This window comes from Chloroflexus sp., from assembly GCF_034431535.1.
GTDB lineage: Bacteria > Chloroflexota > Chloroflexia > Chloroflexales > Chloroflexaceae > Chloroflexus.
This window is the reverse complement of sequence record NZ_DAOUDC010000045.1, coordinates 19,287-35,787: the sequence shown is the minus strand read 5'-3', so window position 1 is coordinate 35,787 and position 16,501 is coordinate 19,287. Positions and strand designations below refer to the sequence as shown.

General features: G+C 53.2%; 11 protein-coding genes. 5 read left to right on the top strand and 6 right to left on the bottom strand.

The genetic code is table 11. The features are described from left to right. Positions 1-92: 92 nt before the first annotated feature. A complete protein-coding gene (locus U9R61_RS10710; RefSeq protein WP_322488811.1) occupies positions 93-704 on the bottom strand; it encodes a hypothetical protein in 612 nt (203 codons plus the stop codon). Positions 705-1,345: 641 nt separating this feature from the next. On the opposite strand from U9R61_RS10710, the gene U9R61_RS10705 reads away from it, so the two are divergent. Then, entirely contained in the window at positions 1,346-2,467 is a 1,122-nt protein-coding gene (locus tag U9R61_RS10705; RefSeq protein WP_322488810.1) for a hypothetical protein, read from the top strand. A gap of 71 nt (positions 2,468-2,538) precedes the next feature. On the opposite strand, the gene U9R61_RS10700 is transcribed toward U9R61_RS10705, so the two are convergent. Continuing rightward, a complete protein-coding gene (locus U9R61_RS10700; RefSeq protein WP_322488809.1) occupies positions 2,539-3,504 on the bottom strand; it encodes a hypothetical protein in 966 nt (321 codons plus the stop codon). Between the two features lie 16 nt (positions 3,505-3,520). Beyond that, the gene (locus tag U9R61_RS10695; protein ID WP_322488808.1) at positions 3,521-5,392 is read right to left on the bottom strand and encodes an ABC transporter ATP-binding protein; all 1,872 of its coding nucleotides are present in this window, start codon (positions 5,390-5,392) and stop codon (positions 3,521-3,523) included. Positions 5,393-5,583: 191 nt separating this feature from the next. On the opposite strand from U9R61_RS10695, the gene U9R61_RS10690 reads away from it, so the two are divergent. The 4 genes from U9R61_RS10690 (at position 5,584) to U9R61_RS10675 (ending at position 7,816) form a co-directional block, all read left to right on the top strand. After that, positions 5,584-6,180: a DUF4126 domain-containing protein gene (locus U9R61_RS10690; protein WP_322488807.1), complete on the top strand. Its 597-nt coding sequence runs from the start codon at positions 5,584-5,586 to the stop codon at positions 6,178-6,180. Between the two features lie 72 nt (positions 6,181-6,252). Then, a complete protein-coding gene (locus tag U9R61_RS10685) occupies positions 6,253-6,591 on the top strand; it encodes a hypothetical protein (protein ID WP_322488806.1) in 339 nt (112 codons plus the stop codon). Positions 6,592-6,635: 44 nt separating this feature from the next. Next, a complete protein-coding gene (locus U9R61_RS10680) occupies positions 6,636-7,046 on the top strand; it encodes a DUF2237 family protein (protein WP_416208842.1) in 411 nt (136 codons plus the stop codon). Between the two features lie 170 nt (positions 7,047-7,216). After that, positions 7,217-7,816, top strand: coding sequence for a class I SAM-dependent methyltransferase (locus U9R61_RS10675; RefSeq protein WP_322488804.1), 600 nt, complete (start codon positions 7,217-7,219; stop codon positions 7,814-7,816). On the opposite strand, the gene U9R61_RS10670 is transcribed toward U9R61_RS10675, so the two are convergent. From U9R61_RS10670 to U9R61_RS10660, 3 genes are read right to left on the bottom strand one after another with little or no spacing between them, the layout of a single operon-like run. After that, positions 7,813-13,050 (bottom strand): DNA translocase FtsK, encoded by a 5,238-nt coding sequence (locus U9R61_RS10670; RefSeq protein ID WP_322488803.1) that lies wholly within the window; start codon positions 13,048-13,050, stop codon positions 7,813-7,815. The two genes, U9R61_RS10675 and U9R61_RS10670, sit on opposite strands and share 4 nt — an antisense overlap. Before the next feature lie 14 nt (positions 13,051-13,064). Beyond that, positions 13,065-14,702 carry a hypothetical protein gene (locus tag U9R61_RS10665; protein ID WP_322488802.1) on the bottom strand — a complete coding sequence of 546 codons (1,638 nt, stop codon included), beginning with the start codon at positions 14,700-14,702 and terminating at the stop codon, positions 13,065-13,067. Positions 14,703-14,722: 20 nt separating this feature from the next. Continuing rightward, positions 14,723-16,498 carry a hypothetical protein gene (locus tag U9R61_RS10660; RefSeq protein ID WP_322488801.1) on the bottom strand — a complete coding sequence of 592 codons (1,776 nt, stop codon included), beginning with the start codon at positions 16,496-16,498 and terminating at the stop codon, positions 14,723-14,725. Positions 16,499-16,501 lie beyond the last annotated feature (3 nt).

Below are 16,501 nucleotides of genomic sequence, written 5' to 3'. Positions count from 1 at the left end.
TGCACTGTTCACCTCCCGCATACAGGAATGTGGATGCGACGCGAATGTCGCATCCACATCATACCGGCAAATGATCTGACACGAGTCGATTACTATGGGATAACGAACACCTCACCGGTATTGAGATTGGTTATTGTATCGGGCTTGATATGCACATCACCCCACTTGCCGGTTTTACGGACACCATCGACTTGTACCGGTGTTCCAATCGGCAAGCGACTACTGATATAAGCGCTCATACGCCTTGGTATTTTCACTGTATCACCGGTGCTAAGGATGAGACCGTCTATCCGACCGCTACGGCTATACGTGTAGTTCTCGATTTGACCGCGAACCGACACCACCTCTTCGATGACTACCTGGGCATTGGTCGTCAGATTGGTAATGACCTGCGCTTTCACGTGAATGTCGCCCCATCGCCCAAAGCGCTGGATACCATCGACTTGCATAGATGATCCAATCGTTACTACTTGCGTTACTTCCCATGCCCGGTGCTTGGGAAAACGTACTTCCGTGCCATCGTTAAGGTAGAACCCATCTACTTCGCCTCGTCGCGTGTACTTAAACGCTGTCACGCTGCCGGTCACTGTCACCGGTGTATCGGAAAAAGCCGGGGGCGGCGCCGGCTGCGCGTGTGCAGCCCTTGGCGAGATAGCCCACATTCCGAACATTGTTATACATAGTATTACTAGAATCACTCGCATAGGTTCTCCTTTATGCTGATGCGTTGCCTGACTACATCATTGCCGGCAATGGTAGCGTAGCAGACCAGTCTTAATCAAATCCAAAGAAAAACTGAAGAAAAGCTAAAGAAGTTGGCCTCCGGGCACATCTATCGTGCTTACCGCCGTAACCGATGCGTAGATCGGACAACTCGCACCGCACGTTCCAACCACTGTACGCCGCGCCGCCGGTTAAAAGGTTTTTTACAGTAAATGGTTTACAAAATCATTTTATTGCAGTATACTACGTCTCAGCATGAGTTAGTATATACGTAATTAGATCATAAGCATTGTCTCATCCAAGGAGATACCATTATGGAAATGGCCGGCTTGATCGCACTTATCCAGGGTCTTGGGGTTCTCATCATCGCCGGCTTGGTCTGGCCTCTCGTGGCCCTGACCATGCGCACCCGCCAACGTCGTCATCGGCGCGCACTACCACCACGTACAACCCGCCGACCTGCTCCGTTCTGGTCTCATCACGAAAGTTGATCCCCTCCTGCCTACGGTTGGTACGAGGGAGGTTTCTTTCCTTACAGTAGCTGAATGTTTCACCACACACCACTTTGCCGGTGCTATGCTGGCTCTGTGTATTAATATTGGGCCGCGTAAGGAATAAACCAATGCGCCGGTATCGAATCGCAATTATTGTTGGTATTAGTCTTGTCTTGCTCACCACTGTGCTGATAGTTGGTCGGCAATGGTTCAATCGGGCACTGCTTCATTGGTATTTTTCATCAACGTATGAACCACAACCGTTAACCACAGCTACGCTTGTTCCCGCCCCTGATTCGTGGATGTTGGTTGATACCCCGTGGATTGCTGCCGATTTGCCGGTTTGTCAATCAACAAGTTTGCAGATGATTGCTGCCCATTATGGTAATCTCCAACCGCGCCCGGCCATCGATTGGCTGATGGCATTTACCTATGGCTTTTCCGCTTTACCCAATAGTGTTGAGGTGACTCCCTTCGGTCAAGACCCCGAAATCGGTCTGCGGGTTGCCGCACCTTACCTAGGCTTGCAACGTCGCTATTACACCACTGATGACCCCGACCTCTGGCTTACTGCTGCCCGCTCGTTCATCGCTCAGGGCTATCCGGTACGGTTAGCCCTCGATATGGGGCAGCTCTATGGTGCTAACGAACTCATTCCGCACAGCGATATCCTCGCCGGCTACGATCAACAAGGGTTTTTCGTCTATGAAACGGTTTGCGTCGCGCCCGCCAATTGCCAACCCGGTCACCATCGAGCCGGCGAGCCCGGTCTTTATGTCACCAACGAGCGGGTACTGGCGGCGATGGCAGCACACGCGGCAGCGCTTGGGTATCCGTGGCAGTACAACCTGACCATCTTTCTGCCGACTACTCCCTCGACCGATATGGGCCCGGTGTGGCAGCAAATTGCTCACGTCACGCTCGGCAATCAGCAGTACGGTCCACCAACCGGCCTCGCCGCCCTCGAGCAACTCATTGTAGCGCTTGAACGCGGCCAAATTGCTCCCCAGCAGATTCGAGACACATTTGCCACAACCGCGCGCTTGCGTCGTGAGAATGCTACATTCCTCCGTGAATCTTTTGCCGCCGAACCAGATATTGTACAGGCGGCGACGTATCTTGCCGAAGCCGCGACCTACTATGAACAGGCATCGACCGCAACTGAGCCGATTCAGATCGCGGCATTGCTCCGTCGCGCTGCCACTGCTGAGCGCGCTTTTGGTGAGACGATTCAGGCCTACACACCCTGACCGATAACTTCGCCATCAATGATCTGCCCCTCCTTATTGACGAGGAGGGGCAGATCGGTCACATCCACCGCTTACCGTATCTGCACCGGCGCATACGCCTGCTCCATCGCCGGCACCGCCCCTGTCCACTGCCGGTAGCCAACGTTCCACAATACTACGTTGAGGCTTGCCAAGATACCACCGAATATCACTGCAAAGATTACGTTAAACAGGATCGTAATCGCAACCCACAGGCCAAAATTCGTCAACGGATTAGCCGCCGTCACTGCCCATAACACTCCGGCAATTGCCCCAACCGGCAAACTGTAGATCACACCGATACCTAAGAGCACTAGCCACACTATCACCACTTGCCCCAAGTTACGCCGGAGGATTGCCCAGCCGTGTTTAATACTCGCTACCGGCCCCTGCTGTTCTAGCACACAGACCCGTGCTGCCAGCGGTCGCCACAAGGACAACACGAACCCCCAGATCAACAACGGTATGCTCAGGCATAACACTACTCCCAGCATCACAACCACTGCTCCGGCTAACATCTCTACGCCCGGTGCATCGCTCGCCATCGTCGTGAGATTCATCAAGAGCACACCCACTGCAATGATGATGAGCAGACCTATCACCAGCGCCGGAATACTCAACACAACATCTAAAAGAAACAAGGGGATCATCCGCTGTGTACCGATGGCAAAGCTACCGCTCACATCAAACTGCCCACGCCGATCGAGCAGATCGGTCTGCACAATTGCCGCCGCCTCGACCAAATTACCGACCAACAACAGCACTATCCACAATCCGAAGAGAATCAACGTCACCGTGATCAAACTCCCAACAACCGTCTCCGGCGTCAGCTCTTGGGGAATCAGAGATAGCAACGCCGGCACCAAATCTGCCGGCACCTCTTCTGGCTGTACGACGCCGAGATTAATCGTTATGCCATACCCACGCCCGAACAACGCCAACAACGCTCCTAGCCCCCACAACACCTTGTACCGCCACCAAACCGTAAACCCCCGCTTGAGCAGCGCGCCGATCTCCATGATGACCTCTCTCGCTTCAACGATAGCCTTCGGCCTGCATATTGAACAAACGGGCATACATCCCGCCGCGGGCTAACAACTCCTCATGCGTTCCCATCTCGGTGATCCGGCCATGCTCGAGCACCACAATCCGGTCGGCCATGCGCACGGTCGAGAAGCGGTGGCTGATCAGCACCGCAATCCTCCCCGTGGTCAAATCCCGAAACCGCTGAAAGATTTCGTATTCGCGTTCAGCATCGAGCGCCGCCGTCGGCTCATCCAGCACCAGCACTTCGCTCTCGCGCATAAACGCGCGTCCGAGCGCAATCTTCTGCCATTGCCCGCCCGACAGCTCGGCCCCGTTCTCAAACCAGCGCCCCAGCATCGTATCATAGCCATGGGGCAGTTGCGCCAACACTTCATCGGCCCCGCCTCGCACCGCCGCCAAGCGAATGCGCGGTTCGTTCGCCAGTTCGTCGATCTGACCAAACCCGATATTCTCCCGCGCCGTGGTCTGATAACGGACAAAATCCTGAAAGATCACCCCAATCCGCTGTCGCAGCTCATTGATATTGTAATCGCGCAGATCAACCCCCTCGAGCAAGATTTGACCTTCGGTCGGATCGTACAACCGGGTCAGCAGCTTGATCAACGTCGTCTTGCCGGCCCCATTCGCACCAACCAGCGCGATCTTTTCCCCCGGCCTAATCCGCAGGTTGATGTCGCGCAAGGCCCATTCTTCCCGATCAGGGTAACGAAAGCTGACATTGCGAAACTCGATCCCCTGCCGAATCGGTCGCGGCACCGGCAGATTGCGTCCGTGGCGCATGCGCGGCTCGATCGCCAAAAAGTCAAACAAGGTGGTCAAGAACAACCCGCCTTCGTAGAGCTGGGCCAAATTGCCGAACAACGTCTGCACCACCGATTGACTCTGCCGAAAAAGGGTGAGGTAGAAGGTCATTCCACCAATGGTAATCACCCCGGCCACCGTCTGCCAGATGATCCAACCGTAAGCGGCGTAATAGCCGGCGCTCGCCACAATCCCCCACAAGGTGCTGATCAGCGAACGCCGCTGGGCCAGCGCCGCATCTTCGTGGAAGAAACGGTGAAACTGCTCTTGATGGCGCTCGATCAACGGCTCGCCTAGCGCAAACAGCTTCACCTCTTTAACGGCTGTATCCACCGTCAGTAAATGCTCAAGGTATTGCATCCGGCGAAACTCCGGTGCCCGCCATGTGAGCAGCCGAAAACGCAGCCGACTAAAATGAGTTTGCGCAAGAAAAGCCGGGATCGTGGCTCCAAACAATACCAACGCAATCAGTGGACTAAACCAAAACAAACTGGCTGCAAATGAGATCAAGGTCAACCCTTGCTGAATGGCACTAAACACAGTGTTGACCATTGCCATTGCCCGCCAATTGGTCTCGCGTCGCGCGTTTTGCAATTTGTCGTAGTATTGCGCATCCTCGAAGTAGTGCAGGTCGAGCAGCAGCGCCTTGCGCATGATCATCAAATTGACCATATTACTCAGGCGGGCATGCAAGATGTGTTCGCTCAACGACCGTCCTTGCATCAACACCGCCCCCAGTGTGATCAAGACAAACTCGCTCAGTAGCCACGGCAACGCCTGTTGCAAGCCACCGAGCGCATCAACGCCACCCTGCACCGCAGCAACCACTGCATCAACAATCAACTTACCGACATACGCCTGTGCTAACGGCAACCCGGCATTGAGTAACGTAATCATCGCCATCACCACGGTATGTCGATGATCGGCCTGCCACACCAGCCGGAACGCCGCCGGCACATTGCGCAACGCTCGCCGCGTCTCAATCCCCCACTGCCGCAGTGTCTGCGGGCGCGGCAGCGACGGGATCGGGCGCGGACGACCGCGCGGAGGTTCTGCCATACTCCATCCTCACTCTGCCCTACCGGAACGTGGTAGCATGATACGCGATCAGACGCGCAACTTTTCGCGCAGGTTGCACGTCTGATGGAGAAAAGGAGCAAATTGCTGCCGGGGCAACGCATACCATCCTCCTCGGCGCAAGAGTATCGAACGCGGTTGTTCCGCAATCCATCCGCCACCGGAGTACTGCCATGGAGACAATCATCGCACTGGCAAGCTCGCTTGGTCTGGCCACCGCTACCGGCCTCAACGCCTATCTGCCATTGTTAACCGTCAGTGTCCTCTCCCGGCTGGGTCTCATCCAACTCAGCGAACCGTTCGATCTGCTCGCCCATCCGATCACCATGATCGTCCTTGCCGTTCTTGCCATCCTCGACTTCATCGGCGACAAAGTACCGGCGGTTGACAGCGTCTTCCACATCATTGGGCTTGTCATCAGCCCCATCGCCGGCGCGATTGTCGCCCTTGCTGCCGCCCAAGATGTCGTCGCCATCCACCCTGCCGTCGTCGCCATCGCCGCCATCATCGCCGCCGCCGGCACCCAAAGTGCCCGCGCCAGCATCCGGCCCGCCGTCACCGCAGCAACCGGCGGCACCGCCAACTCATTCCTCAGTTTCTTTGAAGATGCACTCTCGTTTGTGCTCAGCCTATTTGCAATTTTCCTACCCGTCATCGCCTTCCTCATCACCATCGTTCTTGCCTTCGTCGCCTACCGACTCATCCGCGGCGCGGTCCGCGTCTGGCGCGAAGCGAAGCTCAACCGCAACGGCATTACACGTCCGCTCTAATGTAGCCTGCGGCAAGCTTACTATGGAGCCAAACCGTTCCACAACTCGCACACGTATAACGGTAGGAACGATATGTCAACACCGCAACCGCTCACCGATCTGCGCAAGCGCGTCCCGGAAGCCAAAAAACTGATTGCCGATCTGCTCACCGGCCTGCTTGGCCCGGTTGAACTCGACTACGACTTCTACCGTGAATGGAACGGCTGCTGGAAGGTGCGCGTCACCGTGCGCGGCAAGACCACCGGCACGCTCGATTTCACCCTGCTCAGCACCCCCTCAGGCGGGATGCTGGCAATGCCGCGCCCCCTGCCCGAACGCTGGCGCACCCAAACCGGCATCACCGCCAACGACGGCACCGTCTGGACGCTGGACGACGCCGGGAATTTGATCCCGTTCACCAGTATGCAGTAATGTTGCACCCAAACCGTAGCAATTGAGCAATCACACGAAATATGATGTACTCAAACAGACATCAACGATCGCCGGCCCGCAACGTTCTTGGCAATGCACTCACGCCGTGCAGTATGCAGCCGCTGACCGGCTTTTATCGCAACGGCTGCTGCGATACCGGCCCGCACGATGCTGGTCTCCACGTCGTCTGCGCTCAAGTCACCGCTGAATTTCTTGCTTTCAGCCGATCACGCGGCAACGACCTTATAACGCCGCGGCCCGAATATAGCTTTCCCGGCCTCAAACCGGGCGACCGTTGGTGCCTCTGCGCACTCCGTTGGCTCGAAGCCTACGACGCCGGCGTCGCTCCACCGGTGATCCTCGCTGCCACCCACGAAGCCGCACTGACGGTCATTCCGCGCGAAACGTTGCTGCGCTACGCCCTCGACGTGGCTGACGCCGGAGAAACGGGGTAACACTGGCTAGATTGCCGGCTCTCGGATACCAGAGCGCACATACCCGATGATGTCGTTTGCCGGAAACAACCACGATGAACAAAAGACCACAACCCATCTTACCAAGTGTGCCAGATCTTCGCTAGGCAGCTTAAATCGGCAAACCTATCACCTGCACCGGCTAATGAAGTATGCCTGACCAACAAACCATTCGCGCCTACGACGAACTGGCCCGCCAACAGGCCGCATTCCAGCGCAACCGGCGCCCAGAATCGATCTACCGCCTGATTAAAACATTCTTCCATCCGGGGCGCCCCACCGCCGACATCGGCAGCGGCAGCGGGCGCGATGTGGTATGGCTCGAACAGCACGGCTACCCCACCATCGGCTTTGAACCATCGCAGGGCATGATCAACGAAGCCCGCGCCGCCTACGCCGGCATCAACGTCCAACAAGCCGCCCTCCCCGACCTCGCCGGCATTGCCGACGCCAGCTTCGACAACGTCCTCTGCGTCGCCGTGCTCATGCACCTCCCCATCGCCGAACTCACCGGCGCCACCGTCAACCTCGCCCGCATCCTCCGTCCCGGCGGGCGCTTAATCGTCTCGTACCGCACCCCGCCCCCCGACGGCGAACGCACCCCCGATGGCCGCTTGTATACCGATATTCCCCTTACCCACTTCATCCTCCTGCTCGAATCGGTGGGCATGCGGGTACTGGTGGTAGAGGAGGCGCCTGATACTAGCCGGCCCGGCATCCAATGGATCAATGTGGTGGGGGAGAGAGTTTAACGGTACGTATCTAACAACCGCATTAGCTCCTCTTCATCCATAAACGGTGCCTGCAAGCGCAGAATCCGTCCATCTGCCCGGCGGAAGAGCATATCGCCTTGACCGAGCAGATGTTCGGCTCCGGTCGCGTCTAACACTACTCGCGAATTTACATGAGAGGCTACGCGCAACGCTACCCGAGCATCTAAATTGGCTTTGATAATCGGGGTAATGACCTCAGCGCTCGGATGTTGGGTAGCCAAAATGATATGAATGCCAACCGCACGCGCGGCTGCGGCTAGCTCACCTAAGCTTTGCTCAAATGCCTCTCGCTCTTTTTTGCTCATGAGACTTGTTAATAGGCCATATTCATCGATCAAAGCGATAATCGGCGGTAATGCCTCTTCGGGATACCGTTGATTAAACGCCTTAATATTCATGCTTCGATTGGCCATAATCTTTTGCCGGCGCGGCATTTCGGTGCGTGCTAAGTCAAGCAATGCTTCTCGTGCCGCCTTGCGATCAACGATGACCTCACCCCCTCGCAAATAGGGCAGCTTATTGAATAACGTAAAGTCTGTTTGTTTCGGATCGATGATCAGCAACTCCAACGCTCCCGGACGATAGACCGTTAACAGGCTGAGCAACAGATTGCGTAAGAAGACTGACTTACCCGACTTGGTAGCACCGGCTACTAACAGATGAGGAAATTCCGCTAAATCTTCAATAATTGACTGGCCATCCGGTGCAATCCCTATCACAATCGGCAGTTCTGCTGGCTTTGGCAAAGGTAATCGCTTAAGGAATGGACGTAAATAGATCGTTTCACGCCGTGGCCGTGGAATGTCTATGCCGACAAAGTCTGTTTCCGGCACATTGTCGATATACGGTGGCGCAGACAGTTTCAAATCGCGTGCCAGATCTTCGACCATTGCCTGCACTCGTTTCAACTGCTGATTTGGCTTGAGCCGAAACTTGAACCGCACAATACTTGGCCCCTGATCCGCATCATTGGTATTGATGGAATAGAGTTGGACACCGCGCTGGCGGAGGGCGCGCTCGATATCGTGCGCTTTTTGTTCAAGCCATGCGGCCTCGACCGGTGGAATAGGGGCTAGCGATTCCTCTTTGGATTGAACACTTGGACTGTTATTTTGACCTTCGGCAATCGCGAACTGCTGTACCTGAGGTGTGACACGAGGTGATGAGAGATAGATTTGTTCACCCGGCGTGTTTGATATCGGCGAGAGCACTAGGGAATGAGAGGCGGGCACATTTGCGGTCAGACCCACCGCCTCTGCAGCGACATCGTGCGAACGTTCAGCCGGATCAGGCGTCCAATCAAATATCTGTTGCGGATCAAGCGCACTCGTCTGCTGCACAAGCTGGCGCAGCGCCGCTATCAACTCATTGCGCCCATAGCGATGTTCAGTCAATGATGCCGCTGGGGCGTCAGCAGCCGTTTCGGTAAATGGACGAATGTCTGGACCATTGAAAATTCCTACTTGATCATCATAACAGAAAACATAACTAGCGCCACTAATGACGAAATCATACTCACCACGATGGATCTGTTCAGAAACTGCCTTCCAAACCTCAAACTGCTCATCATTAAATTGGACATTGCCGGCAATAGCACGATAGAGTTGATCGTACCAGAATGGCGCATCGAGATGGAGTCCGCCGGGGGCAAAGATGCCGGCTAATCGGCTTACCCCGCTCCGCACTTGCAAACACGCATCTTTTGCCTCTCGCTCGAATGCGGTTGCGTTAACGCATTTTGCTTCCACGAGCTGTAAATGAACCAGAGCCCGTTCATCCACTTCCTGCAATCCAATCAAGAGCAAATCAGGCATTTTGCCGCTTTGGAACCAATGCTTATAATCATCGAGCAAGATCCACACGCTAAGCGCCTGCGTATATTGGCGCTGAAACGCCTGCTCAGCTTGAAACATTGCTACAACGAGACCGATCAACTCATTGAGGAACAATCCCGGCCCGGCGGCCCGCAACACAATATCACCTGAAATCCGATTGGCCATTTCAGCTAAATGAGCCGCAATCTGTTGGCACTGACTTCGCCCGATCCGCGGCACCATGGTAGCTAGCCTGTTGGCGAGACGTTTGACCACAATCTCTTGGGTTCGACGAGCGGAAGAGACCGTCAAATGATGCAGCCGTTGTCCGCCTAGCCCTAGCGCATAGCGAATGATTTGAATGCGATCGTGGCACGCCGCTTTGAGCAAGAAGCGATCAATGACTTGATCGTAGCACACCACCCAATTGAAGTGATGGTGCAACCGTTCAAGATCGGCTTGCCATGCATCGAGCGAGAGTACTTGCGCTAACTCCAGATCATTCATTACCGCTGGCATTTCAGCTCCCGGCTGTAGATTGCCGGCATACTGGCAGAGCAGGAAGAGGCGCAATACATCCGGTTTATTGTTCGGGATTAACTGCAACAACCGTTCAATTGCACCTTCTCGGAACGGTTCCGGTCGCGCAGGATAGAAGTCAATGGTTGTATTGCCTGCATCCCACTGGGTGAGCCTAGTAAGCTTTGCTTTCAGCGGTTGATTCACCCGATTGAACAGATCGACCAAGACAACGACATCTGACCTTTTCACTGACTGCAAGAGTTCATTAAGCGCGCACTCGCGCACTTCAACCACAATGCGCGGCAAATAGGCCGCCCCTTCGCGCTCGGTTCCCGGGGGCTCGCTAGCTAGCCATTCATCTAGCCGCCGGTAGATCGATCCCCCGTAAGCGGATGTATGCACAATGAGATGAATGCGCTCAGGATCACGCGCTGTTGTTTTCCGCGCACTCAAGTGTTTGAGCACCAATACCGGCAGAGCGCTGTTATGGCATTCGAGGAGTACGATCGTGATACCCTCTCGCGCAAAGGGGTACGTTTCAATATAGTCTTGCAGAATCCCAACTAGCGTTTCGACGGCCTGACTTGCCATCAACTCTTGTTCATCTGTGGCTAGCTCGTGAACATTAGCGCCGGTAATGTCGTTAGTCTCGCGTACCCCACGGAAGAGCGTGTACCCCTGCACATCTTCATGCGCTACATACCAATGCCCTTGATGCTGATCGTTGATCAGCGCAATAACCGGCGGAGTCGCTAATGCGCTATCGATGAGACTCATTTCCCGCCGAAACCGTTTGTCGTCAATGGCGCGCGCTGGTGTTGAATCACGAAACATCTGGGTAATAATACCGTGATAGTATATTGCCCGTTTACGCCACCAATCTAATTTCAACGGATGGATGAGCGGTATTACTGCCCAATCTATTTGCGAAGATTCGCTTATGATCCAAGCTTTATTGATAGTTTGATAAATTTTTTTATATTGCTTTTTTGACAAATATTCGAGAGTTGTTGCTAGAAATTGTTGGTATGCCTGTATAAATTGAACAATCGGTGCATCAAACAATCCTTTCAATGCCGCTTGCACAACCTTAGCCCATGCCTGTTCAAGACTATCGAGAGCGTTCATCAGGGCAGATCCCGCTTCAGCAGGCACTTGGAGATCGCGGAAGTTCTTTTCGAGCACGCACCGCAGGTTGTTGCGTTCAACATCTGCTTGTTGGTGCCAATTGCCAAATGTATACAAAGGACGATGAAGATCAAGATCGACAGTGTTAGCCGGAAGCTTGCAAGAGGTATAGCATGGAATCCGTAACGATGGCGATGCAGCGGCAAATAGAGGGTCGTGGAGAGATGATGGAAATAAACTGTTCTCGTATGCCAGCGCTTGATAGGTCGCTGCTGCTGGACTATTTGAGCGATATTCCCAGATCAATGTGGTTGACGCGATTGTCTGATTCTTACGCTGAAGCAGAACATTGAAGGCCAGTTCACTCGTTTTCACCCGTTCGGTCTCATCACTACCCAAATCCTCTTCTTCGGTTTGATCAACAGCTAACTTCCATAATACAGCTAATTCCCACCGAATAGCGCTCATAACTGTCTCAATACCGCCGTACAAACAGCGAAATGCTTGCACGGCCTCCGCCAACGGTTGATTGTCGTTCGACGGCTGAAATTGCACCACTACTTGTGCGCCGGCAACCTCGTTATCTTCACGCAAATGGCGCAGATCTATCAATGCTGATAGCAAGCCGGTCAAAAAATCAGCACTGCTAACTTTACGCGGTCGCATAAGCCGGCGAAGTGCGCTTTGACTCTCGACCGACAGCATTTCACGGTAATCTGCCAATGTCTGCTCGATCAGCGATCGCTCAACCTCAAACCCATCCCGGAGTTGGCTGATTAATTCCTGCACAAACTCAACATCATCATCTGTTTGGTTGATCACCTGATCGAGTTCTTGAATAACCTGCTCAAGGCTTGCTTTCTTGCGACGCGGCTTGATGATCTGTTGTACCTCGGCCCAATCAAGCACAAGGGCTTGGCGAAGCTGAGCCGGATCATCAGCTAGTTCACCCAATATAAAAGTGCGGAGTAACTGCTTTTTCTGTGCAGATGATAAACCGCCAGTTGCCGCCTCGTCACTCAGTTCGGCCCGCTCAAGATTCCTAAGGTACTGTTCTCTTCGTTGCTCATCAATGATCTCAAAACCGATCCGTGCTGCATCTCGCACGTCACGCAGCAGTTTATCGGCGCGCGCGGTATGAAGGTGTTTGGCTAATTCAGCACAACGGAATAAGCGCAGATGGGGTAAAGTTTGGGCAATTGCCTTCTCGATGGTGACATGATCATTTAACAATCGATCGATTTCGACAAAAAATGATACTATATTTTCAAGTGACGATTCGATTCCTAAACGATGCAAGCGAACACGCACGAAATCACTCAATACTTTTTGTTCATCTCGACTTATTTGATAATACTGAATACTGGCTTCGATTAGCTCATCTAAATAGTCACGCAGCAGAGCTGTGCTATTAAGCACATACATATCTTTTAGGCTTTGCGCATCGCTCGCGCGCCGGTTAAAAATCAGCAGGAGCATGTGTCCTGCCTTCAAGTTGTTGCGATACCACGTGGCTGATTTGTCAGGTTCGATTTGAAATTGTTCAAAACCCTTAATCAGACCAACCGTCCGCACTATCACGGGGTGACCCTTCAGGATGGGCCGGATTGTTTTGAGCACGTGACGATACACGTCGGCTGAAAAATCTTCTAAGCGCACAAATACCCGGCTAGTTTGATCTTGCGAGGCGAAACGATCTAGGCATTGCATAATTGCATTAGCAATAATCTGATCAGGACTCTTTGTCATGGCGCCTCCGCTACCTACGCTCGATGCACCATTGCCGTCGCATCAGAATAGATGGTTGCTAAACCAGCAAATTTCATCCGCTCGAGCAACCGCTCGCGATTACGGGCAAACACCCCTTCATTCACCCCAGCTCGCTCTAGCAATTTTGAAACACGCGCCTCCCCCGGCCCAATGATAATGCCGTACCGTTGATATAATCGGGTTAGGAATTCGCCAAAGCTTATGGCCTGCTCAAACGGCTTGATAACGGTCATCGTCAATGTCTTGAGTAACGTATCACCTAACACAAACCGTGGCTGCGGGCCGCGCTGTGGTGCGATCAAGCCAATTGCCCGGCCAAGCCGGCGATGGATGGGAATAAAATGCTGTCGGAAGTTACGTTCTGTCATTTCATACATCATCTGGCTATAGTGTTCGATGATCGTATCCGTATTGTTTTTAAGTTGGAGCACTTGCCGGCGAAATTGTGTAATGCGGTTCTGAAAGGTTTGGGGAGTAACTTTACGTTTACCCTGGACACGTTGTTCTGCTCGATCAACGAGTGCATGTATCAATGCTTCGGCGGTTGTATGCTGTGCTATCGCCATAGCATCGCTGCGGAACCATGTCCGAATTCGATGACTCTGCCATTGTTCGTGCCGTAACAGTTGGCTGGCCGATATTTGCCGGATAACCCGGCTATCCTCATCACCGGGAATATCGATCAGGAGCTCAGGCCGGCACTGATTAAGACACCGTCCTGTGTGATGAATGTGATCGTTATGATTGGGATGCGCACGATGGTAAATATAAATAATGATATGAAATCCGATCAGGTGAGCTAGCAGTTCAAGACTCTCTAGCGCATCAAGCCTGTTATCGAGCAAATGATCAACATCCTCCGCACATTGCCGGTACAACGAACAAGCCGGATCAGGCAGCCATCCCGGTTCCGTTTTAACGATCTGCTCTTCACCGATCAATGTCGAATGGCAGGCATTGACCATCTGCGCAAACCGCCCTAGCGTCTGATTGCGCTCGACTAAGAGTTCGCGCAATCGATGACCGATGCGCTGGCGCTGCTCTGGCGATTGTTCAGTTCCGGCTGAAATCATCAAGTAGTACAACTCACCGCCGCGCGCAAAAAAATTTCTCGGCAAAAATTCAATCCCCGCATCCAATTGTTCGATTGTCAGACTATCAACCTGATCCTGGTAAACATTTTTGGTTGCCCCCTTGCGTAACGCTTCCCATAGCAACAATTCTTCATGCACAGGGAACAAGCTTTTGGCAAACCAAGAACGATTCGCTTCAATCACGGAAAATGAACGCAGTAATGCGCGCAACTGCTCTAAGACTGCTTCAGGTTGATGGCCATTGGCTTGCACATGCTTCGCTAGCTCTTGCCGCAATAAATCGACCGCCTTTCGATCACGCGGATCTTGGGTCTTTTCGTATTCATCGTAGAACACAAACCGCTTCAACCCTAACCGCGCTGGCACCCGATAATCATCGGTACGGCCAAACTGATAGCCATATCCCGCTAGTACGCTCAAAAACTCCAGCAAATACTCCATCCAGTGCTGGCCCTCTCGCAACCGGTGGCCCCAAACCATGACCTCAGGTTGATATTCATCACTTTTATCATTCTTAAAATTACCGTATGTATTCATATCATCACCAGCCTGAGCAGTCAGCTAATAGCCAGCCGTCCTTGTTCGTCGATCCGTAACCGGCGCAACTCGTAACGGTGGCGCGCCGGCACAAAAAAGGCCACTTCGTTGGCCGAAGTATCAACCGTGGCGAATTGTTGAATCAAGACGTCCTTCAGCCGGCGCACCTCGAGTTCGCATTCGTCAGCCAAGATCGAGATGTGACCGCCGTCGGCAATACGCATCAGGTGCTCGAAGAGCAAGATGTTTAATGGCCACGCTATTGGCTCAGCATGACGCTGGGTGGGTGGCGGCGTAATATGGAGGTAGAGGGAGCGCTCTGGTAGATCAAGATGTTGATCACCAGTTGTGTTCACAGTAAGCCTGATATTTTCAATCGGCAACGTCAGTAACACGATCGGATGCGGTTGATTGACGCTATGAACGTATTGAGTGGTAATATACAGCCTTTCATTGGCCCGAAGTTGCTCGGTCTGCGTCAAATAGAGGCGTGAGAAGGCCCGATTGAGACCTTTGATTAACTGGCTAACGATACCTTCGTGTGTGCCTTGCGGTTGATCGAGCAATCGTTGATAGATGGAAAAGGAGCGAAACGGTAAGAGCTGCTGATCGTCGAGATGATTGCGCTCGAAGAACAGTTTGCGCCGGCAATGCGGCAGCCACCGTAACAGCGCTTGGTCACGTTCGCTCGCGATGCCTTCGGTATAAGCCCGGCGCGCCTGATGAAACGCTTTGAAGTGCAGATCAACCGTTTCGCCAAACAGCGCTTGGTGTTGTTGTTGCTCCGCAATCGTTTCGCCGCCGTTAATAATAAACTCGTCAATGGCAAAGATCGATTGCGAACCAATGTTGAACCGATGCAGCAAGCGCGTAACATGCGATTTTCGGCGAAAGCTTACATCGTCGTCACGCCCAAAGATATTCTCATAGTATGCAAGATACGACATATCTGCGCGCTCTTGCACCTGTTGTTGCACTTGAGTGCAATCAAACCCACCGCTAATGGTGTACGCCAAGTGAATGAGCATATCCCGAATAGTGACATGCTCGTTGCTTCGCTCAAGTAACTCGTACAACATCTTAATACGTTGTTGCACCGATTGTGCGATTAATCGGGTCACATTGAAGCGAATGGGACATTTCAGTTGGATAGGGCATTCGTTACAGTCCTGCCAATTGCGCTGATCAGTCATCCACGCTAACACTGCCGGCACAAAGGTCGAAGTTGCAACGCGATTCAAATTGAGGACAATGAGAGACTGATGATAAGCCGGCCCTTGATCAAGCTGAGTTTGAATGGCCTCTTTTAGCTCCTTGTGACCGGCAATAGTGCTGATCAGAGCCCGCAATCGGCCTTCATTTGCCGCTATCAGATACCGATCACGCAGATCCGGGGTTTGCAACGTCTGGCTCAGACGTTGCAGAATTTCTTTACCCTTCTCCTCGCTTAATTCCGATAAATCTTTTACGATAAAAAATCGCATGGTATTGTATTCAATCGGTTGATCGATTAACACCTCCCATCGTTCTGGTTCTTTTCCCTGTAATACGTTCACGATTTGCCGGCATAAATACGTTTTCCCATCGCCAGCATTACCAGTTAGGATCACTGAGGGTGGGTGAGGTTGGCGAAACCGGTTGGTCAAAAACTGTTCAATTTTGGTTGTCAGCCGCAACGATCCTGCCGGCGGCTCCGGCCCGTTGGAAACGTATTCATCAAACGCCGCTTCGTGATCGGGCGATGCAGTGGTATAGCGATTGAGCAAGGCGACAAAGCGATTGCTAACCCGAACCATACG